Genomic DNA, 20,532 nt, shown 5'->3' with positions numbered 1-20,532 from the left:
TTTTATTCTCGTTTTCGCTTGGGCCGACTAGGCTTGCCAGCGCTCGTTAATCAATTGCAGCAACTCGGGCAGGCTCACGCCCAGCTGCTTGGCTTGTGCCAATAAGCCATCTAATTGCGGCTCAAGCAAACTCACGCCCGACTCCATCGCCTCGGTACGGGCAGCAACCCGAGTCGCCTGCCCACGGCGGCGTTCTAACCAGCCCTGATCCACCAATTGCTGAATCGCGCGAGATACTGTCATCGGGTTCACCGCAAGGTATTCCGCAATCTGGCGCACTGAGGGTAATACGTCTTCCTCTTGCAGTTGGCCGCCCACAATCAAGCGCACGATTTGCTCGTGTAATTGCTTGTAAATTGGCTCACCACTGCTGGGGTTGACATTTAAAAGTTCTAACATTAGGCTTTACACACTGTATTAATACATTGATACACCGATACACTGCATTTAAAGTATCACACTCATCCTGAAATGCAAAAAGGAAAGCGCTCATGATAGATAGCATGATCCACAGGAAGTCCCATAATGCCGGCGCTTGCGTTGCGATTAAGCGTTCAAACACAGGCTGGCATAAACATATTTCAACTCGCAAAATCATAGGGTTGAGTACGCTTATGCTCGCTATGGCTAGCGCAACGGTTTGGGCAAGTGAAAAATCAGCTCCTTCAACAACCCCCACAAATACCTGTTATGTGGACGGTGTTTCGGACCGTTTAAACTGCGGCTTTGTGACTGTGCCTGAGAATCCCAACAAGCCCGATGGCAAACAGATCCAAGTGCATTATGTGGTCTTGCCTGCGGTGAAAAACGTCAATCATGAAGAAGCACTGCTGGCGATAGCAGGCGGCCCAGGTCAATCGGCCATAGATAATGCGGCAAGCTTTGATAGCATGCTGAATAAAGTGCGACAGCAGCGGGATATTTTGCTGATTGATCAACGCGGTACAGGTCGCTCAAATCTATTGAATTGCGATGCAGGTGAACAATCCTTACTCGCCCTCAACGATGACAATATTGATAGCTTAGCCGAGGCGCAAAAATGCCGAGATCAATTAACGGGTAGCGATGTAACCCAATACGGCAGTCTCAATGCAGTGGCAGACTTCGAAGCCGTGCGCGCCCATTTAGGCTACAAAAAGCTGCACTTATACGGCATTTCTTACGGCACACGCATGGCGCAGCTCTATATGCGTTTGTATCCCGAGCATCTAGCCACAGTCACCTTAGACGGCGTAGTGCCGATGCAGCAAAGCGTATTAGAAATCGGCTCGGCAATTGAGCGCGGCTTTGACTTATTGTTTAAAGACTGCCAAGAAACCGCGGCCTGCCATGCCGAGTTTCCTGAGCTCAAGGCCGAGTTTGACCAAGTGGTCGCAAGACTAACCGAAGGGCCAGTGATGGAGCAAGTACACGACCCGGTCACGGGTGAAAAGACCTTACTCACACTCACCCGCGCGAAGTTTTATGGCGCGATCAGAATGGCGTTATATCAAACCAATGTGCGCGCCTTAGTGCCCCATGCGATTCATCAAGCCGCCAAAGGTAACTATCAACCGCTACTCGGATTGTATGCCTTAACTACCGATGGTGCAGGCATGGCAATGGGCATGCACGCCTCCGTAGTTTGCGGTGAAGACATCCATCGCATCACCCCAGCGATGCGTGAACAGGCAAAAACCTCCTATGTTGGCAAATCTATGCTCGAAGGCCTAGAGGCATCATGCTCTGTGTGGAAAGTGCCACCCGTCGATGCCAGCTTTAGCGAGCCTATTAAGAGTGCTATCCCCACACTGTTGCTGTCGGGCGAAATAGACCCTGCCACACCACCAAGTTGGGCGGAACTTGCGATGGAAAAACTCACCAACGCTAAACACTTGGTCGCGCCATACGCCACCCATGGCGTGGCCTATCAGTCCTGTGCCAATAACTTAATCGCCGAGTTAGTGCGTACTGGTTCGGTTAAAGATCTCGATGGTGAATGTTTGAAAAAGGATGTGCGCCGTAGTTTCTATTTAAATGCCAGCTCGGTTGAGCCACTCGCGACCGAAGATGCAACCCAATCTGCCAAAGATAAGCCCAGCACTGGAGCCAAGGAGTAAGTCATGATCAAAGTATCCCATCTTTCTAAGCGCATCGGCGAAGTGCAGGCCTTAAACGATTTGAGTTTTGTTGCCGAAAATGGCCAGATCACCGGCCTACTCGGCCCTAATGGCGCGGGTAAAACCACCTGTTTACGCACCATTTTTGGCCTGTTAAAGCCCGATACTGGCACGGCTGAAATTGAAGGTATCGATGTCGCCATCGACCCGATTGGTGCTAAGCAGCAACTCGGCTTATTCCCCGATCCATTTGGCCTGTATGAGCGCCTCACGCCGCGGGAATATATCCGTTACTTCGCCGAACTCAGCGGGTTATCTGCGAGCGACGCCAAAGAAGCCACCAGCAAGGTTATCGCCAAACTGCGCCTCGAAGATATTAGCGATCGCCGCTGTAAAGGCTTCTCCCAAGGGCAACGAATGAAAACCGCCCTCGCCCAAGCCATAGTCCACAGTCCGAGCAATATTATCCTCGACGAACCGACCCGTGGGCTGGATGTAATGAGCACTCGCTTGCTGCGCGATATTCTTATCGACCTTAAAAACCAAGGGCATTGTGTGCTGTTTTCCAGCCATGTGATGCAGGAAGTCGCGGCGCTGTGCGACCAAGTGATTGTGATGGCACAGGGCCGAGTGGTGGCCATCGGCAGCCCAGAACAGCTTTGCGCACAAACGGGTAAGGCCTCACTCGAAGATGCCTTTATCCAGCTGATCGGCACCGATGAGGGTATTGCCGCATGATGACTCACAGCATCAACGCTCACACAAATTGCGATAACACCTGCTTCGACTTAAATAGCGAACAGATAAACTTGGGATAAGGAATAATCATGAACAAAATCATCGCAATGGTTCGCAAGGAACTGATAGACGCCGCCCGCGATAAACGCTCTGTGATGGCGGGGCTCTACTACGCCATCGGTACGCCGCTGATCATGTGCGGCCTGTTTATGGTGCTTATTGGCCAGCTGACCAGCCCGGACGATCTTAAAATCAGCATCACTAATCCCGACAAAGCGCCGGATTTAGTGCGTTTTTTATCTAACAAGGGCATTACCCAAGGCGAAGCTGGCGCGAAGGATTTGAAAGCCATCGAGCTGATTATCAGCCCCGACTATGCTAAGCAGATGAACCAAGGCAAAGGCGCAGAGATCACTATCGTTGCCGATAACTCAGAGGAAAAACTGCAAAACTCGATTCGCCGCTTAGAGAAACAGTTGCAGGCCTACAGCGCCGAAATGGGCAGCCTGCGCTTAATCGCCCGCGGTATCGACCCTCGCGTGGTGCAGCCCCTGAAAGTGAATGTGCACGACCAAGCCACCACCGACTCTAAGGGCGGGATGATCTTAGGCATCGCCATTTTCACTATGATTTACTCAGTGTTTATCTCGGGGATGAACTTGGCCATCGACACCAGCGCCGGTGAGCGTGAACGTAACTCCTTGGCATTGTTACTCAGCCATCCGCTAACCACGCGCCAATTAGTGCTCTCTAAAATCATTGCTGTCGGTCTGTTTGCCCTACTCGGCTTAGTGTTGATTTTATTAGTATCTAAGGTCGCCTATACCTTCGTGCCTTGGCAGGAGCTCGGCTTTAGCGTCAGCATTACCAGTGAATTTATGGCGTTGATGCTGCTGGTCGGTATCCCAGTTGCCCTGATGGCTGCCTGTTTGCAATTGTTTGTGTCCTTTATGGCCAAAACCTTTAAGGAAGCCCAGTCCTATCTAACCATGGTGCTGTTTGTGCCCTTGGCACTGTCGATGGCCGCCAGCTACAACATCGCGCCCGACGTCCTGCAATGGTTGCCCGTCTCGGGTCAGCAACAGGCACTGATGGACTTTATTAAAGGTAAAGATATGAACATGCTGCAATTGCTGGTATCGACGCTGGGCACACTCGCCATTGCGGTAATACTGGCATTCGGCATGGAAAAATCGTTAAAGAGCGAAAAAGTGATCTTCGGTTTATAACACTATCAACCCACAGAGGGCGCGCCGCGCCCTAACATTGAGTTAAGGAGCCAATCATGGAAAAAGAATTTATTATCATGGTCATTATGGTGACCTTTATTATCGGTGTAAGCGCTACAGAGATGTTTAAGCATTACCTAAAAATGCGCCAACTGGGTGGCGGAAACGATCGACAGCTTGAGGATAAACTCACCCAGCTGAGTCTACAAAATCAGGTACTGATTGAACGAGTACAAGTGCTGGAGCGCATAGTGACAGATGCAGAGGACAACGCCGCCAAGACCACACTGGCACAGCAAATTGAGGCATTAAAATAGTCGTTAATGCACCGCAGTTAAACTCGTATTACAGAGTATTAAAGCTGTGTCTATAGGCGCTAAGTCAAGCTGCGTAGTTGCGACTTAGCGCGACCACAACCGTCCATAACGAATGCCAATAAAAAACCCAAGCTAGGCTTGGGTTTATGTCATCTTGCTGTGCGGCGCGTTATTTTGCCTTAGGTCTAAAAGGCTTCATCACGGCCTCGTTACACTCGAGGTACGGCCCTTCCATCAGGTCGATACAGTAAGGAATCGCTGGGAATACCGCATCTAAACATTCGCGGATTGATTTAGGCTTGCCCGGCAGGTTCACAATTAATGAATCCCCCCGTAAGCCCGCGGTTTGGCGCGAGAGAATCGCCGTCGGTACAAACTTTAACGACTCAGCGCGCATCAGCTCGCCAAAGCCCGGCATCATGCGATCGCATACGGCCTCGGTTGCCTCAGGGGTGACATCACGTTTTGCAGGGCCAGTACCACCCGTAGTCACAATCAAGCAGCAATCCTGCTCATCAGCCATCTTGATCAGGGTCGCTTCAATCACATCCTGCTCGTCGGGGATCACTTGATAAATCGGTTCCCACTCGCTGGTGAGGTAGTCATTGAGAGTATCGATAATCGCCTTGCCCGAGATATCCTCATAAATCCCCGCGCTGGCACGATCGCTCACCGTAACAATCCCGATTTTTGCTTTGCTCATTGGAAATCCCCAATCATGTTGAAATAAAACCATATCGACCGTAAGCAGAGGAGAAACCTATGCTCCTTCGACTATAAGCCGCAGCTAAAATAGCATAAATGCTCGGCCAATGGGGCAAGTAAAACGTGATGAAGTTCGCGCAATATGCTCGAAAAAAGCTAAGGCAAGCCATAGCTCACCTTAGCTTGATAGTTTGGAGTGAAGGGTTAACTCACCTGCAACAACGTGGGTAAAGCAGGAAAAGCGCCTTTCTGGCAACAGGTTACAGCGCCGCAACGCACCGCAAACTCAACCGCCTTGCGCAACTGTGCCTGACACGCAAGTCGATGTTTTAAGGTTAAATGCTCGAGATCAAACTCCAACTCAGAACCCAGTGCAAACAAAAATCCCGCCATAAAGCTGTCACCCGCCGCCGTGGTATCTACGGCTTTAATTTGGGGGACTGGTACGCTAAATCGCTCATCTACTGTTATGCATTGCACTGGATTGGCGCCGTCAGTAATCAAAATCACTTCAACACCTTGCGCCAAACAAAACTGCAAATAATCTTCGAAACTCTTATTCCGCGTTAAGGCTAAATAGTCGGCTTCTTCACGGCTCATTTTCAGCACTTGTGTGTAACGAAAACACTGCTCTACTCGCTCTGCAAGCAATGCGGTATCGGGCCAGAGTGATAAGCGCAAGTTAACATCAAAACTCACTATCTTATTGAATGAATTAGCACAACGGGCGCCATAGAGACTCGCGTTAAAAATGTTCGCTTCGGTAAAGGTATTAGAACAGAGATGGAAAATATCCATCTGCGGCCATGGAATGGCATCGAAATGGCGCGGGCTATAGCACAGATCGGCCGTAGCCTGACGGTTAAACTCGAAGGTTCGTTCACCATTTTCATCCAAATTTACGACCACTGTCGCCGTTGGCGCACCTGGCACTTCGGTCAAGTAATCCGTTACAACCCCTTCATTCGCTAGGGCTTGTTTTAACATTGCGCCATAATCATCGCAGCTAATGCCGCCAGCAAAATAACTCTTACCGCCCAGTTTGGCATAACCTACAGCCACGTTTGCAGGCGCGCCGCCTGCAATGGCTTGATGGGATTTGTCGCTAGCCTCCGTGGGTAATAAATCCACTAACACCTCACCAAAACTGAGTAATACCGTCATATGGATCCCTTTATATTTCTATTAGTTAAGCAAAAAGCCCATGCTGGATGGGCCTTTTAAATTGTCGGTTTTAAACCCCAAACCCGCCGGAGTTAAAACTCGTATTTCAAGGTTGCACTCGTGGTTCTGCCATTAATGGTGCGAGCGCGGATAATATTGTTATCAGGAATCGAACCTTCCTCTGCTTCGGTAATACCCGTAGCGTCAAACAGGTTGTTGACGTTTAAGGAGACACTTAAGGCCTGAGTTAAGTTGTAGGTTGCAAAGGCATTGACCTGATTGTAACCATCAAACTTGAGGTCATTATTATCCTGTGCATAGGAGTCAGTAGTGCCAATCAGGTTGATACCCACTGAACCTTGGTCAAAGTTATAACGTCCCATCAGCGAGTAGATAAAGTCGGCCTGTCTTCTTGGAGTATTCCCGACAACGTCGGGTGTTAGAGCGTCCTTAGCAATTTCAGCGTCGGTCCAAGTGACATTGCCCCTAAAATCGAAGTCACCGATAAAATAGGCCGATTCAATTTCAATTCCTTTAGCTTTGTACTTACGGTCGAAGAAACGCTGACTCGTCGCCTCAAAGTTTTGCTCCTCGGTCTCTGAATAGAAGGCGGTCGCGAACACCGATAAGTCATCGTAACGGTACTTAACGCCTAACTCATATTGATCCACATTATCGACAGCATCTTCTTTTGCCACTGAACCATCGGCACGAACCTTACCAAACAACAGGCGATCCGCATTGGCGCGGCCACCATGACTCAAGCGACCAAATGCAGCTAAATCACTGGAAAACTGATAGTTTGCACCGAGAGAATAGGAGGTGTAACTCCAGTCATAATTTACGGTTTGCGGATTGGCATTATCGATAGAAGAGACACTTTGCTCAGGAATAGAGATAACGCCATCCAAGTTCATATCGACTTGCGATTGCACATTGCCGGCGTAGTAACCACTGGCATCACCGCTGTCGTAACGCACACTGGCATCCAGCGACAAATCCCCAAAGCTCGACGCGACCGCAAGATAAGGCGCCTTAATGTTGTATTCGGTATCGTAATTACGTTGGCAACAGTTGCCCCAATAAGGCACGCCATAGCCGTACAGTCCAGCATCTGAATAGGCGGTACCATCGGCGGCCACAACATCAAGCAATGCGGCGTTATCCCCTTTGACTTCCATCAAATAGGAGTTCCACATCCAGGTCATATTGATATTTTGGGTGGCATTGTAATAACCCACAGTAACGCTGGTATCGTCAAAGGTTTTCGTTAATTTTAAGTCGTTTACGATTGAGCCAAAGTCATTCATCTTAACGTCGAAGGTATGGATCCGCATGGCGAGTCCATCCATAGGATTGCCCGCATCAGGGCCATTGGCATAAATTAACTTAGCGCCAGTGCCGGCGATACTGGCCGCAATGTCGGCGCCATTAGCCACCTCGGCTGGGAATGGTGCCATAAAATTGCCGCTCACATCCGAGAAACGGAAGCGGTTTTCGACCTGCCAATCATTGCCTAAATCAAAAGACGCCTCTAAACCCACAGAGTTAACCTCAGGGTTCATCCCATCGCGCATATCACCGCGACGACGCTCACCATCGGCGCCCAAACTCAGGGTTGAGAGGAAATATGCTGACTGAATGGCATCGGATTTCGCATTAAAACCTGGGACAGAGCTACCGTCCGAATACATTGGCATGGGTAAGTAGCCAATACTTTTATCATCTAAGTGCTTGAAATAAAGACGAACATAGCCACTATCGAACTCTTTGGTTATGTTAGCTTTTACCTGACCGCCCTTGTTGGCGTCATAACCTGCTTGGCGAGGGCCTTCACCAGTACGCACAAAACCACCCACATGGAAACGCAGGCTGTCATTGATGCTGGTGCCATATTCAAAGTCGGTACGGAAGGTATCGTAGTCCAAGCCAAAGGTGGTCGACACGCTGCCAGCATCTGAACTTCCGGTTTTACTGATCACGTTAATAATGCCACCGGGCGCATTACTGGCTGCAGTTGATGCCGAACCACCACGAATAGATTCAATGGTTTGTACTGTAGAGTCTAAACGTAAAAAGATATCCGCATTACCAAAGGCAATATCGCCAAACTGCAGAATTGGTAAACCATCTTCTTGAATTTGGAGAAACTTAGCACCACCCGATGCCACAGGTAAGCCACGGACAGCAATGTTAGCGTTACCTTCGCCGCCCGTTGATTCCACCTTCATCCCTGGAATGATCCGAAATGCTTCGGCGGATGAACGTGGAGTACTAACCTCCAACTCGGCGAGTGATACGCTGCTGACTGACACGCTCGAGTCCATGACGCGGGTGCCACGGGCCACGCCCGTAACAGTAATGCGCTCAAGGCCTAACGCATCTTTCTTGGTTTCTTCCTGTGCAGGTGCATCGGCAGCCCAAAGCTGAGAACTCACCAAGACGGCGATTGTGCTTAACAAGAATTGTTGTGATGTGCGATTTATCATTTTTATGTCCCCACCCATATTTGAGAAGCCGCCCCTCTCCCCACGGCGACTTCTACTGAAATTGTTGTTAATCGATTAGCCTGTTATTTCACTTTACTAAAAAACATCTTAATCGATTAAGTTAACAAGTTAGCAACTAAATAACAAAAAGCAAGTGCATTTTTTGTACAAACCAACAAACTTAAAGTGGGAACAACAGACAATTAATTGATTCATTAGAGAAATGTGACATAAAAATTTTTTCTGTCACATTTCAATTTAAGCAGTTTCACGGCCCAACAATGATTGGGTAGGATCTTTAATCAGATTAACGCCCGCTAACAGGCACAGTAAAACGGCAAACCCAGTTGCGAGGTAAAAGCCATACTTCACATGGCCGAAAATATCCCCAACTAACCCCATACAAAGGGGAGCCAGCGCCGCAGAAACCGCGGTAAAAAACAGGATAACTCCAGCCACAGAACCGTGCTGCGCCACGGGGAAACAACTGATCCCCTTGGAGTTTAAGGTGGGATATATCATTGACATAAACAGCCCAGAGAGCGGCAAGAGAATAACAGCGGCCTCAACCCCATAGAGCATAGAGCCGAGATAGCAAAGGCTAATCGCTAAGCTAAACCAGAACATAACCTGTTGCCATGAAAAGTGATTTAGTATCCATCCGCCCAAAAACCGCCCACCCGCTCGCAGGGTAAAAAAGAGGGTCAAGGCATAAGCCGCCAGTACAGTGTAATCGCCCTGATACTCTTGCAGCAGGCTAGGCATCCATACATAAATCGCCACTTCGGTGGCCACATACAAACCAATCGCAAGGGAAAACCCTAATGCATAAGGGTTTTTCATCATGCGGAAGGTGTTCGCCAGATTAATTGTCTCCGTCGAGGATTGCTTAACCTGCGGATAATCGGCCCTAAACGCCAACCAACAAAGCAGCAGACAAAAAATCCCTGCCCCAAAATACAAATACTTCCATGACACACCACTGATAAGCAGATAGCTAACGATAGCTGGCCCCACCATAGCGCCAACCCCAAAGAATCCTTCGACCGTGTTCATGGTGCTGGAATGTTGTTTTGGTGACCGAGAGATATCACCGATCAGAGCTAAAGCCCCAGTTTTAAATACCCCAATTGCCAAGCCCACCAAGGCCAATAGCATCAGGAAATAATAAAACGACTCCCCAAGCGCAAATAAAAAACAGGCAATAGCGAACAACAACAACCCTAATAAAATGGTTAGTTTACGCCCTATTTTATCCGCCAAAAAACCCAGAAACAGACCGCTTATTGCGATAAAAATCATCGGCATATAATGGAAGGCGCTCGCCTGAGACAAAGAGAGGCCAAATTCAGATATCAGCTGCGGGATGATCACGCCCACGGCATCGGAGGTCATAGCAAACATAAAAAACATTAAATACGTCAGCACTCTAATACGAGTGTGATGGCGATTTTCTACAGAATTTGAATCACTTACCATACTGTTTCACCTTATCGTTATCGCGCCTAACTCCCTTTGAAGCTGGCTAAGCCCCAAACAGCTTTAGGCATTATTTATGTACAGCAGTGAGCTAATCCCCCCAAAACCTAAGACTAACTCAAAAATAAAACAAACCACTTGAATAATGTTTCACATTGGTTAAATATACAACTTAATCGATTAAGTTTGTTTGCGCAATTTATAAATAAAAGCGGGCAAACTTTACTCTGGGAAGGCTACTCAAACGTGGGCAAAGTATGAAAAATCAAGTGCAATTGATCACCTATGTCGATCGGATAACCGGTGCCGGACTCAAAGAACTCAAAGCCTTACTCAATAACGAGTTACAGGGGTTATTTGGGGGCGTTCACCTACTGCCCTTTTACTATCCTATCGATGGCAGCGATGCGGGTTTTGATCCCATAGACCATGTGCAAGTGGATTCTCGCTTAGGTGATTGGGACGATGTCAAAAGCATAGGTGAAGAGTTCGACATCATGGCCGACTTGATCGTTAACCATATGTCCGCGGAGTCTCCCGAGTTTAAAGATGTGCTCAAGCATGGCAAACAATCGGCTTACTGGGATTTATTCCTAACCAAGGACAAGGTATTCCCCGAAGGATTAAGCGAGCAGGATCAAAAAGCTATCTACCGCCCTCGCCCAGGGAGCTGTTTTAGCACTTACACCTTAGCGGATGGTTCAACGGAAGAGTTTTGGACCACCTTTACCCGCAACCAGATCGATATCGACGTTAATTCCGCAGCAGGTAAGGATTACTTAAACCGCGTATTGGCGCGATTTAACCACAGCAAAGTCAATTTAATCCGCTTAGATGCCGCAGGTTATGCAATCAAAAAGCCCGGCACTAGCTGCTTTATGATTGAGGAGTCCTTCGAGTTCGTGGATAAATTAGCAAAGCAAGCCAATCAGTTAGGCATGACAACCCTAGCCGAAATCCACTCACATCATATGACGCAAATCGATATCGCCAAACGGGTCGATATGGTTTACGACTTTGCATTACCGCCGCTGATTTTACACACGCTCTTCAGCCAAGATTGTCGCGCCCTGAGCCACTGGCTTGAAATGGCGCCTCGCAACTGCATTACCGTACTAGATACCCACGATGGTATTGGCATTATCGATGTCGGCCCAATGGATGGCTTGCGCGGATTATTAGACGAAAAACAAATCGATAATCTAGTTGAAACCATACACAGCAACAGTCAAGGCGAGAGTTTGCAAGCCACAGGGGCGGCCGCCAGCAATGTCGATTTGTATCAAATCAACTGCACCTACTACGATGCCCTAGGGCAAAATGACCTAGATTACTTGATGGCGCGAGCAATTCAGTTTTTCGCACCAGGTATTCCACAGGTCTACTACACAGGCCTGCTTGCCATACCAAACGACATGACGTTGCTGAATCAAACCCACATCGGCCGAGACATTAATCGCCCCTATTTAAACCGAGAAAAGGTGCAACAAGCCCTGCAAAAGCCTGTCGTTAACGCTTTAATTAAATTGATAAAACTGCGTAATAGTAGCGCAGCATTCAATGGCGGCTTTTCGATGGCTGCCAGTGGAAAATCACTAACACTCACATGGTCTGCACAAAATGCATCGGCCAGTCTTAGTCTCGACTTTGCCCATAAACAAGGGCTGATCACCCTGCTTGATGAGCAAGGCATCGAAACCCAAATTGCCTTGACCGACCTGCTTACCCCTGCGCAGGGGTAAATACCAAACATAAAACAAAAGGCGCTTTAACAGCGCCTTTTGCATTTAAAAATCAATACATTAGCAGCTTTTACCTAACCGTAATTCATACCCTAATACCTGAGCATGCACGGCATCGTCGATAAACATCTGCGCCGCCATTTGGCCTTTTTGCTCTGAGTATTGATAAACCGTGGTCAGCGGTGGAGTTGAGCGAGTTGCCTCATCAATACCATCAAATCCCACAACACGAATATCCTCTGGAATTGCTAATCCCATGGCCTGCGCCTCCCCCATCACACTGAGAGCAATTAAGTCGCTCATACATAAAAATACATTGGGTCTTGGGGTCGAATTCAGTGCCTCCTTAGCCGCTATCCGTGCATATTCCGCATTACTTTCTGGAATATTCCAAATCCGATCATTACCAAGGGTGACACCCGTTTCCTCAATCGCCTGTAAGTATCCCTGCAACCTCTGGTGTGCAATCGACATATCGATTTCGAGCAAATTCAAATCGTAAACTCGGCAGGTTAAATGGGTATCGAGCAACCTTAACCCTAATACAGCCACCTGATCGGTGGGAGATTTTAACGCTAATTTGGCCACCTCATAGGCGGCTAACTTATTGTCGATGCTGACAGAAGCGTTGCGGTGGATATCAAAATCCACAGTAACCACCTTCTTCTTAACTTGTTTTAGTTGCTCGGCAAGCAAGGCATTGCGCGGGCGACCATAACAAATAAACCCATCCACAAAATCGGCCACTGCATTCACACTGTCGGAGCTGCCAGAAAACAACAATAAGTTTAGTTTTTCCCGCTCCAATACCGAAGCTACCCCCTTCATAAACTTACTGGCGACAGGATCGGACACCATATATTCAACACTATCGGACAATACCAACGCGACGGTATCAAATTTGCCCCTACGTAGGGACTGCGCCGCCTTGTTTGGGCCAAAGTAACCCAATTTAGAACAGGCGGCCAAAATTTCGTTGCGGCGTTTTTCCGATAGTTGATCGGGACGATTAAAAGCATTAGAAACAGTGGCGTTAGAGACACCTAGCTCGTTAGCTATGCTTTTTAAGGTCCAGTTTTTAGTTGTCATGCAGAATTCCTGGCAAAGAATGGGGTCACAGCGGAAGCTAACCTATCGCAAATACTACACAGCTTAAATCCGTCGTGCACCAACAAATCTACTCATGATCCCTAAGCGCTGTGGCGGGCGAGAGATACCCTACAATCGCAGAGCTGAGCGCCACCAAGGCCGCCGCGATAAAACCCCATTGGAAGGCGTGATGCACAACCTCAATGGGTAGCTTTTTTATCGCCGCAATCCCCACCTGCGCCCCTTCGAGCGGTAACAAGCTATATAGCAACAGGCTGAATAAGGCCGTACCAATTGCCGCGCCCATGGAGCGACACAAGGACACCATAGCGGTAATTTGGCTTAAACGCGCCTTGCCCGACACACTCTGCACAACTAACTGCACGCTGGGCATCACGGTTCCTAACCCTATGCCCACCAGCACACCTAATCCGCCAATAAGATCCGCATTGGGCGGGACTAAACCGATAGAGAGTAAACCGATAGAAGCCAGCCCCATCCCGAAGGTCGGCAACCATTTAGGTGCTACATCTCGGCTCAACAACCGGCCCGCAATAGTAGAACCTGTCACTATACCAAAGGTCATTGGTATCAATAGCAAGCCCGTTTTGGCCGGATTGGTTTGCAGACCAACCTGTAAGTAAATGGGTAAAAAGAAGATCATCGCAAACAGACAGGCGGCAAACAGCGCAGCGGTTAATAGCGGCATATAAATGGCTTTGTTGGCGAGTAAATCCAGCGGCAAAAAAGGACTCTCACGCTGACGCTCCCACCACAACAGCAAGGCGGCGCCCACAAAGATAAATCCGATAAAGCCTAAGCTTGTGGCCGATAGCCAAGCAAAGTCTTGCCCTGCCACAGACAACCAATACAGCAGCGCCGTAATGATAGAAGGAAATAACAGCACGCCAAGCAAATCAAACCGACCCAGTCGTACTGGTTTAATACTCTGTTTATGCAAGCGATTAAGTCGCCAAACCGCCAGCATAGCCAAGGGAATATTCGCCCAAAATAACCAGTGCCAAGAATAGGCATGCACCACAAAACCACCAATCACTGGGCCGCCAACACTGGCGAGGGTAAACATAGCGGCAAAATAGCCCTGAAAACGCGCCCGTTGCCGTATCGGCACCAATTCCCCCACAAGGGATTGGGACAGACTCATCAGCCCGCCACCGCCGAGGCCTTGGAGAATCCTTCCGGCAATCATATGGTCCATCGTCCCGGCACTGGCGGAGACAATTGAGCCTAACGCGAACACCGCCAAGGCAATCATCAAGATTTTGGCGCGGCCAAAGTTATCCCCCAGCCAGCCATAAATAGGTACACTGGCCGCCATTGCCAACATATAGCCGATAGTGATCCACGAGGCTTGCCTGAGGCCGCCAAGATCTTCCACTATGGCTGGGGTTGCGGTGGCGAGTAGGGTTTGATCGACCGCCGCCAAAAACATGGGTAAGAACACGGCGGAGAAAATCGCCAGAAAAATCGAAGTGGGTAGAGGCTCATGTTGGGACGAAGCAGACGCTGGGGTCATAGAGTCTCTACCTGTGATTAAGGCTTAAATTCGCCTTGCATTCCAATACTTTGATGCCCAATAGCTATTAAGTAGGCTCGAAATTTTTACCCCTTGGCTCGTCGAGACATGGAGGAAATTATTCCCGCCCACATAAATGCCGACATGGTGCGTGCTCCAGCCAGTTTTAAAGAACACTAAGTCCCCCTTACGCAGTTGATCCCGCGCCACGGGTTTACCAAGTGCTTGCTGCTCCTCCACTGTACGCGGCAGAGTCATACCCAACATTTTTTGGTAAGCGACCGACACAAAGGCCGAGCAATCGATGCCTTTCTTGGTCGCGCCCCCCAAACGATAAGGGACGCCGCGCCATTCGGAATGCAATTCGGCGATATTGCTATCGTTCCAAACGGAGACGGGTTCAACTTGCTTAACCACAGGCTTAGGTTCTGGCGCGCTCGCACAGGCACCAAGACCTAAGGCTAAGATAACTATCAGTAATCGTTTCATTAGCGTAAAACTCATCGCGGGCAATTCTTGCGTAATATCGGGTGCTATCAAAGCGATAACTAACATACCGTGAAAAAATCGATGGTAACAGCCTAAGCTAATCTCAAGCTTAAAACTATAACGCCGTCCACAATAAGCGAATACCCACCAGCACCATTAAAATCAAGATGATGCGTTTAAACAACCTATCGCTGATCTTATCTTGGATCGACAACCCCAGTTTTACCCCTAACCAAGCCAAAGGCGCAAGTAACAGAGAAATCAGAATGTTACCTTGATTAATTTGCCCGAGCAGACTGTAGGGCACTAACTTAATCAGATTCACCACCGCAAAAAATACCACTGCCGTGGCTAAAAACTCTGGTTTGGCCAAACGTAACGGCAGCAAATAGGCATTGAGTGGCGGCCCGCCTGCATGGGCCACAAAGCTGGTAAAACCTGCGGTTAAGCCGCAGAGTCGTCCCACCAAAGGTGAAGGGGTCGCTTGGGTTTTATCCCCTAAAACCAAGCCATAAAGACCAAACCCTAAGGACACACAGCCTAAAATCGCCCGTAAGTAATCTTCGTTTAATCGGTCGAACAACCAATAGGCGATACCTATACCCACAATCGCCGCGGGTAAGAGGATCCATAATTGGCGTGGATTATGTTGGCCCCACCACGAACGAACACTTAAAAAATCCATATAAATCAGCAGTGGTAACATGATTGCCGCCGCTGTCGCCGGGCTTATGGCTAGCGCTAACAGGGGCACGGTCAAGCCACCGACGCCGCCGGCAAAACCCGATTTAGAGATCCCCGTAATCAACACCGCAGGAATCGCCACTAGCCAAAAAACAGGGTCTGTTAACATCCCTTATTCCCAATATTGCGTTAAAGTCATTAAGGTCGAGCGTGAGTAACAGACCTTGAGGGCGATAACACGCCTCGCTGCACCAGCATAAATGTTAAATCTATCCGTGTCTAAATGAAGATAAGGAGTCGATATGAGTCAAATGCAAACGTCGCCGTTTTACGGCGGCCCAAGGGAATGCCCCGTCGAAGATGGGCGGATCCAAATCCAACATATAGCCTCCAAAATCGGTGATGTAGGCGGGATACCCGTAGCGCGGGCTATTCCGCAAAAACCGCGTCGACTCATAGGCCCTTGGTGTTTTCTGGATCATATTGGTCCTGTCACCAACGGCCCCTTAATGAATGTGGGCGAGCATCCCCATATCGGCCTACAGACCTTCACTTGGATGCTGGAGGGGGAAATCATGCACAGGGACAGCCTAGGTAGCGCCCAAGTGATCCGCCCTAAGCAAGTCAATCTGATGACCGCAGGCCATGGTATCGCCCACACCGAAGAGTCCGTCGAAGGTCATCGCACTATGCATGCGGTGCAGCTATGGATTGCGCTACCGCTGGAACACAAAGACACAACCCCGAGGTTCGACCATTATCCCCAGCTGCCCACTTGGCAGGAGGCGGGCGCTGAATTCACCCTATTGATTGGCTCGTGGAAGGATAAACAAGCGCCCACACTACACTTTTCGCCAATCGTCGCGCTCGATATCTTCGCCACAGAGGCCACTCAACTAACACTTCGGCTCGATCCGCGATTTGAATATGGCCTAATGCCGCTTGAGGGCCGATTCGATATCGACGATGAATCCTTTGATAACAATAACCTCGCTTACCTTGGCATGCTGCGCGAGAGTATAACGCTCGACCTTCACCAAGGCGCACGTTTACTGCTGATTGGCGGCGCGCCCCTCGCCGACTCTGTCAGTATCTGGTGGAATTTTGTCGGCTACAGTAAGGAAGATATCGCCAGTGCCCAAGCCGATTGGGAGGCCAAGTCCCCACGTTTTGCCACTGTGCCGGGTTATAGCGGCAAACGCTTAATGCCGCCGCCCATCCCTTGGTAATCCCAGCCGTTCATGCGTTAGCGCGAGGTAATCGAGCTAGATTACCTCGCCTAATGGAGGTATTTGCAGCCACTATCTAATGCAAGTTGGTGAGTAGAACAGACTGCCTGATGTAAATGCCAGACAACATTCACACGCCAAGCCACAGAAAATTTTACGGATTTTTTACGCGCTATCCCTACAGGCCTTTGCTAGAGTAGCCTTAACTTCAGCAATGCCTTAGCCATTATGACTTTTGCAAACACAGCCTCCATCAACCAATACTGGCGCACGCATCCCGCGTTATTTACCGCCATGTTGTTAGTGGTAACGTTAATAACTAGCTATTTTATTGATGTATTTTCAGGATCAGCCATTGCTGTGCTGCTTATCCTGCAATTAGCCGTGATCGCCGTGGCCCTGCAATGCAGCGCCAACTATGCCTACTTTGTGGCCGTGTTTGGCGCCGTCAGTTTCAATTTTTTATTCACCACACCGCGCTATTCGTTACAGATGTTCAACGTCGAAGACATAGTCAATCTAAGCGTATTTTTGCTGGTCGCCCTTACTAGCAGCAAATTGGCTGAACATTACCGCCGCCAGCAGCATGCACTCGAACAGGCGCAGCTCAGAAACAGCATTTTGCTCTCGGTCTCCCACGATTTACGCACGCCCCTTGCGACCATTATCGGCACCTTAACCACGCTGAAGGAATACCAAGCCAAGCTCAACCCAGAGCAAACTGAGGAGCTTATCGACTCGGCCGCCGCCGAGAGTCATCGCCTGCACCAATATATCGAAAATCTTTTGCAAGCCACTAAGTTACAACATGGTGCGCTCAAATTTAGCCTAGATGAAGCCAATCTACGCGAAGTGCTACAGCGCACTATCGCTCGCTTTCAAACTGAGCAACCCAGAATCAAAATTCATACTGAGCCAGAGCTACCACCATTAATGATTTGCAGCTCTTTGATTGAACAGGCGATTTTTAATGTGCTCGATAATGCCCTGCATTATTCCCCCACCAACCAGCCTGTGATCGTAAGCCTCTATCGCCACCAAGATATGCTGCGTATCGATATTCAAGACTTAGGACAAGGCATAGCCCCATCTCAAAAGGAGGCGATTTTCGAACTGTTTTACCGCCAACATCCCTCTACCGATGGCGGAGCTGGATTGGGTCTGCCTGTCGCCAAAGGGATTATTACTGCCCATAACGGGCGTATCAGTGCCGAAAATGTTGCTCAAGGCAGCCTGATCCGCATCGCGTTACCGATAACGAAGGAAAGTGCATAAATGGCTTACAAGGTGTTAGTGGTGGATGATGAGCCACAAATCCATACCTTTATGCGGATCTCACTTGAGGCGGAAGGCTTTGAATACATAAGCGCCACCAGCATAGCCACGGCGCTCAAACAATACCAAAGCCACCAGCCGCACCTTATCGTGCTCGACCTCGGCCTGCCCGATGGCGATGGCATCGAACTACTCCAAGCACTGCGCCAGCAAGATAAGACCCCCGTGTTGGTTTTAACCGCCCGCGATCAGGAGGAAGAAAAAATCCGCCTGCTCGAGGCCGGTGCTAACGATTATCTAAGTAAACCCTTTGGTATCAGGGAATTAATCGTGCGTATCAAGGTATTAGTCCGTGACCTTGTGGATACCTCAAACACTATCGATATGCTGCAATTTGGCCCGCTCACCCTACAAAAGAGCAGCCATCAATGCTGGCTTAACCAGCAGGAAATCGCCCTCACCAAAAAAGAGTTTGCCCTACTGGTTCAGTTAATGTCCCACCCTGGGCAATTGCTGAAACAGAGCGAACTGCTGCGCAATATCTGGGGCGAAACTCACCAAGAAGATAGCCATTATCTGCGGATTTTAGTCAGCCAACTGCGTAAAAAGCTTAACGATAGTGACGAACAACAACTGATCAAAACCGAGCCTGGTTTAGGGTATCGACTCACCGACCTCGGCCCGCCGTAGGCCAGCTCGCCTCACTCTTTAGCTCAACCACACAAGGATATGAAATGGCACATTTTACTGTCATCGGATTAGGCCGCTTCGGCGTTGCTGTAAGCAGAGAACTGATCCACTTAGGTCATACAGTTACGGGTGTCGACAATGACCACAAAGCTGTTGAAAAATATGTAGAAAGTCTTACCGAAGCGGTGATTTGCGACTGCGCTGATGAGGCGTCGCTGCGGGAACTCGATCTTACCAGTAGTGAAGTCGTGATTGTCGCTATCGGTTTTGATATGCAATCGAGCCTGCTGTGCACTCTGGCACTTAAAAATCTCGGCGTGCAAAATATTTGGGTTAAAGCCAGCAATAAAGCGCACCACACCATATTGTCTAAACTCGATGTCGCGCGAATTATTCACCCCGAGGAAGATATGGGGATCCGCGTCGCCCAGTCGCTAAACTACCCTATGGTGAATAACTTTCTCGCCATCGGCGATGGGCTCTATATTGTTGAAATCCATATTAAAGCCCATTTACATCAAGTCACAGTTGGCCAACTACTAGGGAGCCTACAAGAGAAAAACACCGATGAGCAAACCAACGTACAGCGCAGCCCTAAAGGCAAAGTCACACCGCTGATGGTTAAGCGCGGGCAGAGTGTATTTAACCTCAGATCTGGTTAAGCCAGCACTAAATTAGAGCTATCTAACAGTTCAAGCTCCTGAGCTGTTAGATTTAACGATGGCTTTTCTTCTTTTAAACAATATGCAATCAATCCACCAAGTAGATTGAGCATGAACCCATGCTCGCTGCGGTGTCTTGAGTGTTCAATATAGGAAATGTTCTTCAATTGGTCATTCACTGTTTCAATGATGAATCGCTTTTTTAAGATTGCTCTATCCCATAGAGAAATAAACTTTTTCTTCATGTTCTTACGAACTGTGGTGATTAACTCAACGCCCTTTTCCAAAAGCTCACCTGTTAGGGCTTGGCTAATATAGCCTTTATCACCATAAAGCTTACCAAAAAGAGACTCAGCCATTTCACTGACAGGTTGCCTGTCATCGACATTACCTTTCGTCAGTTTTAACGCTACAATTTCACCCAAGTGATTGATAATAAGATGCAGTTTAAATCCAAACGACCAGCCCATAGTTCCCTTTCCATGTTCGGCAATGCCTTCAAAAACCTTATTTCGCTTCGCTCGAATAATATGACAGACTTCAATTTTAGTGGAGTCGACAAACTGAATTCCCGTTGGCTTTCCAAGCTTTGAAGTCAGATAGCTACACATAGGGACAACGACGCTAGGCATTAATGCAAGGAAACGAGTGTAGCTCAACAACTCTGGAAAATAGGGTTTTAGCTGGCGACAAACATAGTGCAGATAATAATTTTTGAAATCTCGGTAATGTGATTGATGGAAATGAATGATAATGGTCATCACTTCTGCGGGAGAAAGGCGACAAGGTCTATTACGCTTCATTTCACCATTATCAAGCAATAAGCGTTGCCAATGTGGGATAAATAACTGACAGAAATCATCGACATCACAGTAAGTTTCAACTAGTTTGTTCATGCTCGTTCCTTTTTCTAAT

General features: G+C 48.6%; 19 protein-coding genes. 9 read left to right on the top strand and 10 right to left on the bottom strand.

Annotated features, from left to right (window positions below; translation table 11 throughout):
* Positions 1–27: 27 nt before the first annotated feature.
* Positions 28–399, bottom strand: a complete 372-nt coding sequence (locus CEQ32_RS16660) for a GntR family transcriptional regulator (RefSeq protein WP_037427968.1) — start codon at positions 397–399, stop codon at positions 28–30.
* Between the two features lie 92 nt (positions 400–491).
* Here CEQ32_RS16660 and CEQ32_RS16655 point away from each other — a divergent pair, with 92 nt between their 5' ends.
* From CEQ32_RS16655 to CEQ32_RS16640, 4 genes are all read left to right on the top strand, one after another.
* On the top strand, positions 492–2,099 hold the full coding sequence (locus CEQ32_RS16655) for an alpha/beta hydrolase (protein ID WP_088586466.1): 1,608 nt from the start codon (positions 492–494) through the stop codon (positions 2,097–2,099).
* Between the two features lie 3 nt (positions 2,100–2,102).
* Positions 2,103–2,837, top strand: coding sequence for an ATP-binding cassette domain-containing protein (locus CEQ32_RS16650; protein WP_037416198.1), 735 nt, complete (start codon positions 2,103–2,105; stop codon positions 2,835–2,837).
* A gap of 89 nt (positions 2,838–2,926) precedes the next feature.
* Positions 2,927–4,066 carry an ABC transporter permease gene (locus CEQ32_RS16645; protein ID WP_037427971.1) on the top strand — a complete coding sequence of 380 codons (1,140 nt, stop codon included), beginning with the start codon at positions 2,927–2,929 and terminating at the stop codon, positions 4,064–4,066.
* Positions 4,067–4,122: 56 nt separating this feature from the next.
* On the top strand, positions 4,123–4,383 hold the full coding sequence (locus CEQ32_RS16640; protein ID WP_037416192.1) for a phage-shock protein: 261 nt from the start codon (positions 4,123–4,125) through the stop codon (positions 4,381–4,383).
* A 169-nt stretch (positions 4,384–4,552) separates the two neighbouring features.
* Here CEQ32_RS16640 and mog read toward each other — a convergent pair whose 3' ends face one another.
* The 4 genes from mog to CEQ32_RS16620 form a co-directional block, all read right to left on the bottom strand.
* Positions 4,553–5,086: a molybdopterin adenylyltransferase gene (gene mog, locus CEQ32_RS16635; protein WP_088587005.1), complete on the bottom strand. Its 534-nt coding sequence runs from the start codon at positions 5,084–5,086 to the stop codon at positions 4,553–4,555.
* Between the two features lie 206 nt (positions 5,087–5,292).
* Complete coding sequence (locus CEQ32_RS16630) at positions 5,293–6,252, bottom strand: carbohydrate kinase family protein (RefSeq protein WP_088586465.1); 960 nt, start codon at positions 6,250–6,252, stop codon at positions 5,293–5,295.
* A 92-nt stretch (positions 6,253–6,344) separates the two neighbouring features.
* Positions 6,345–8,741, bottom strand: a complete 2,397-nt coding sequence (locus CEQ32_RS16625; protein WP_088586464.1) for a TonB-dependent receptor domain-containing protein — start codon at positions 8,739–8,741, stop codon at positions 6,345–6,347.
* Positions 8,742–8,999: 258 nt separating this feature from the next.
* Positions 9,000–10,220, bottom strand: a complete 1,221-nt coding sequence (locus CEQ32_RS16620) for an MFS transporter (RefSeq protein ID WP_088586463.1) — start codon at positions 10,218–10,220, stop codon at positions 9,000–9,002.
* Between the two features lie 257 nt (positions 10,221–10,477).
* On the opposite strand from CEQ32_RS16620, the gene gtfA reads away from it, so the two are divergent.
* Positions 10,478–11,962 carry a sucrose phosphorylase gene (gene gtfA, locus CEQ32_RS16615; protein WP_088586462.1) on the top strand — a complete coding sequence of 495 codons (1,485 nt, stop codon included), beginning with the start codon at positions 10,478–10,480 and terminating at the stop codon, positions 11,960–11,962.
* A 60-nt stretch (positions 11,963–12,022) separates the two neighbouring features.
* On the opposite strand, the gene CEQ32_RS16610 is transcribed toward gtfA, so the two are convergent.
* From CEQ32_RS16610 to CEQ32_RS16595, 4 genes are all read right to left on the bottom strand, one after another.
* Entirely contained in the window at positions 12,023–13,051 is a 1,029-nt protein-coding gene (locus tag CEQ32_RS16610; RefSeq protein ID WP_088586461.1) for a LacI family DNA-binding transcriptional regulator, read from the bottom strand.
* A gap of 88 nt (positions 13,052–13,139) precedes the next feature.
* The gene (locus CEQ32_RS16605; protein WP_088586460.1) at positions 13,140–14,588 is read right to left on the bottom strand and encodes an MFS transporter; all 1,449 of its coding nucleotides are present in this window, start codon (positions 14,586–14,588) and stop codon (positions 13,140–13,142) included.
* A 24-nt stretch (positions 14,589–14,612) separates the two neighbouring features.
* Positions 14,613–15,077 carry an NlpC/P60 family protein gene (locus CEQ32_RS16600; RefSeq protein ID WP_037427995.1) on the bottom strand — a complete coding sequence of 155 codons (465 nt, stop codon included), beginning with the start codon at positions 15,075–15,077 and terminating at the stop codon, positions 14,613–14,615.
* Between the two features lie 115 nt (positions 15,078–15,192).
* Positions 15,193–15,930 carry a sulfite exporter TauE/SafE family protein gene (locus CEQ32_RS16595; RefSeq protein WP_055646922.1) on the bottom strand — a complete coding sequence of 246 codons (738 nt, stop codon included), beginning with the start codon at positions 15,928–15,930 and terminating at the stop codon, positions 15,193–15,195.
* 133 nt (positions 15,931–16,063) lie between these two features.
* On the opposite strand from CEQ32_RS16595, the gene CEQ32_RS16590 reads away from it, so the two are divergent.
* The 4 genes from CEQ32_RS16590 to CEQ32_RS16575 all read left to right on the top strand — a co-directional run bounded on the left by CEQ32_RS16590 (position 16,064) and on the right by CEQ32_RS16575 (position 19,617).
* Positions 16,064–16,990: a pirin family protein gene (locus tag CEQ32_RS16590; protein WP_055646923.1), complete on the top strand. Its 927-nt coding sequence runs from the start codon at positions 16,064–16,066 to the stop codon at positions 16,988–16,990.
* A gap of 228 nt (positions 16,991–17,218) precedes the next feature.
* Entirely contained in the window at positions 17,219–18,265 is a 1,047-nt protein-coding gene (locus tag CEQ32_RS16585; RefSeq protein ID WP_055646924.1) for an ATP-binding protein, read from the top strand.
* Entirely contained in the window at positions 18,266–18,955 is a 690-nt protein-coding gene (locus CEQ32_RS16580) for a response regulator transcription factor (RefSeq protein WP_088586459.1), read from the top strand.
* A gap of 44 nt (positions 18,956–18,999) precedes the next feature.
* Positions 19,000–19,617, top strand: coding sequence for a potassium channel family protein (locus tag CEQ32_RS16575; protein ID WP_088586458.1), 618 nt, complete (start codon positions 19,000–19,002; stop codon positions 19,615–19,617).
* On the opposite strand, the gene CEQ32_RS16570 is transcribed toward CEQ32_RS16575, so the two are convergent.
* Positions 19,614–20,513, bottom strand: a complete 900-nt coding sequence (locus CEQ32_RS16570; RefSeq protein ID WP_088585327.1) for an IS982 family transposase — start codon at positions 20,511–20,513, stop codon at positions 19,614–19,616. The genes CEQ32_RS16575 and CEQ32_RS16570 overlap by 4 nt on opposite strands.
* Positions 20,514–20,532 lie beyond the last annotated feature (19 nt).

The organism is Shewanella sp. FDAARGOS_354 (assembly GCF_002209245.2).
GTDB lineage: Bacteria > Pseudomonadota > Gammaproteobacteria > Enterobacterales > Shewanellaceae > Shewanella > Shewanella xiamenensis.
Note: the sequence above shows the minus strand (reverse complement) of the source record. Positions and strands in the feature narration are given on the sequence as shown.

What these genes read in the sequence shown, in the direction of transcription:
- CEQ32_RS16570 (WP_088585327.1), bottom strand. Translation starts at nt 20,513, where the DNA reads ATGAACAAACTAGTTGAAACTTACTGTGATGTCGATGATTTCTGTCAG.
- CEQ32_RS16655 (WP_088586466.1), top strand. Translation starts at nt 492, where the DNA reads ATGATAGATAGCATGATCCACAGGAAGTCCCATAATGCCGGCGCTTGC.
- CEQ32_RS16605 (WP_088586460.1), bottom strand. Translation starts at nt 14,588, where the DNA reads ATGACCCCAGCGTCTGCTTCGTCCCAACATGAGCCTCTACCCACTTCG.
- CEQ32_RS16575 (WP_088586458.1), top strand. Translation starts at nt 19,000, where the DNA reads ATGGCACATTTTACTGTCATCGGATTAGGCCGCTTCGGCGTTGCTGTA.
- CEQ32_RS16600 (WP_037427995.1), bottom strand. Translation starts at nt 15,077, where the DNA reads ATGAAACGATTACTGATAGTTATCTTAGCCTTAGGTCTTGGTGCCTGT.
- gtfA (WP_088586462.1), top strand. Translation starts at nt 10,478, where the DNA reads ATGAAAAATCAAGTGCAATTGATCACCTATGTCGATCGGATAACCGGT.
- CEQ32_RS16585 (WP_055646924.1), top strand. Translation starts at nt 17,219, where the DNA reads ATGACTTTTGCAAACACAGCCTCCATCAACCAATACTGGCGCACGCAT.
- CEQ32_RS16660 (WP_037427968.1), bottom strand. Translation starts at nt 399, where the DNA reads ATGTTAGAACTTTTAAATGTCAACCCCAGCAGTGGTGAGCCAATTTAC.
- mog (WP_088587005.1), bottom strand. Translation starts at nt 5,086, where the DNA reads ATGAGCAAAGCAAAAATCGGGATTGTTACGGTGAGCGATCGTGCCAGC.
- CEQ32_RS16620 (WP_088586463.1), bottom strand. Translation starts at nt 10,220, where the DNA reads ATGGTAAGTGATTCAAATTCTGTAGAAAATCGCCATCACACTCGTATT.
- CEQ32_RS16580 (WP_088586459.1), top strand. Translation starts at nt 18,266, where the DNA reads ATGGCTTACAAGGTGTTAGTGGTGGATGATGAGCCACAAATCCATACC.
- CEQ32_RS16650 (WP_037416198.1), top strand. Translation starts at nt 2,103, where the DNA reads ATGATCAAAGTATCCCATCTTTCTAAGCGCATCGGCGAAGTGCAGGCC.
- CEQ32_RS16645 (WP_037427971.1), top strand. Translation starts at nt 2,927, where the DNA reads ATGAACAAAATCATCGCAATGGTTCGCAAGGAACTGATAGACGCCGCC.
- CEQ32_RS16625 (WP_088586464.1), bottom strand. Translation starts at nt 8,741, where the DNA reads ATGATAAATCGCACATCACAACAATTCTTGTTAAGCACAATCGCCGTC.
- CEQ32_RS16630 (WP_088586465.1), bottom strand. Translation starts at nt 6,252, where the DNA reads ATGACGGTATTACTCAGTTTTGGTGAGGTGTTAGTGGATTTATTACCC.
- CEQ32_RS16595 (WP_055646922.1), bottom strand. Translation starts at nt 15,930, where the DNA reads ATGTTAACAGACCCTGTTTTTTGGCTAGTGGCGATTCCTGCGGTGTTG.
- CEQ32_RS16640 (WP_037416192.1), top strand. Translation starts at nt 4,123, where the DNA reads ATGGAAAAAGAATTTATTATCATGGTCATTATGGTGACCTTTATTATC.
- CEQ32_RS16590 (WP_055646923.1), top strand. Translation starts at nt 16,064, where the DNA reads ATGAGTCAAATGCAAACGTCGCCGTTTTACGGCGGCCCAAGGGAATGC.
- CEQ32_RS16610 (WP_088586461.1), bottom strand. Translation starts at nt 13,051, where the DNA reads ATGACAACTAAAAACTGGACCTTAAAAAGCATAGCTAACGAGCTAGGT.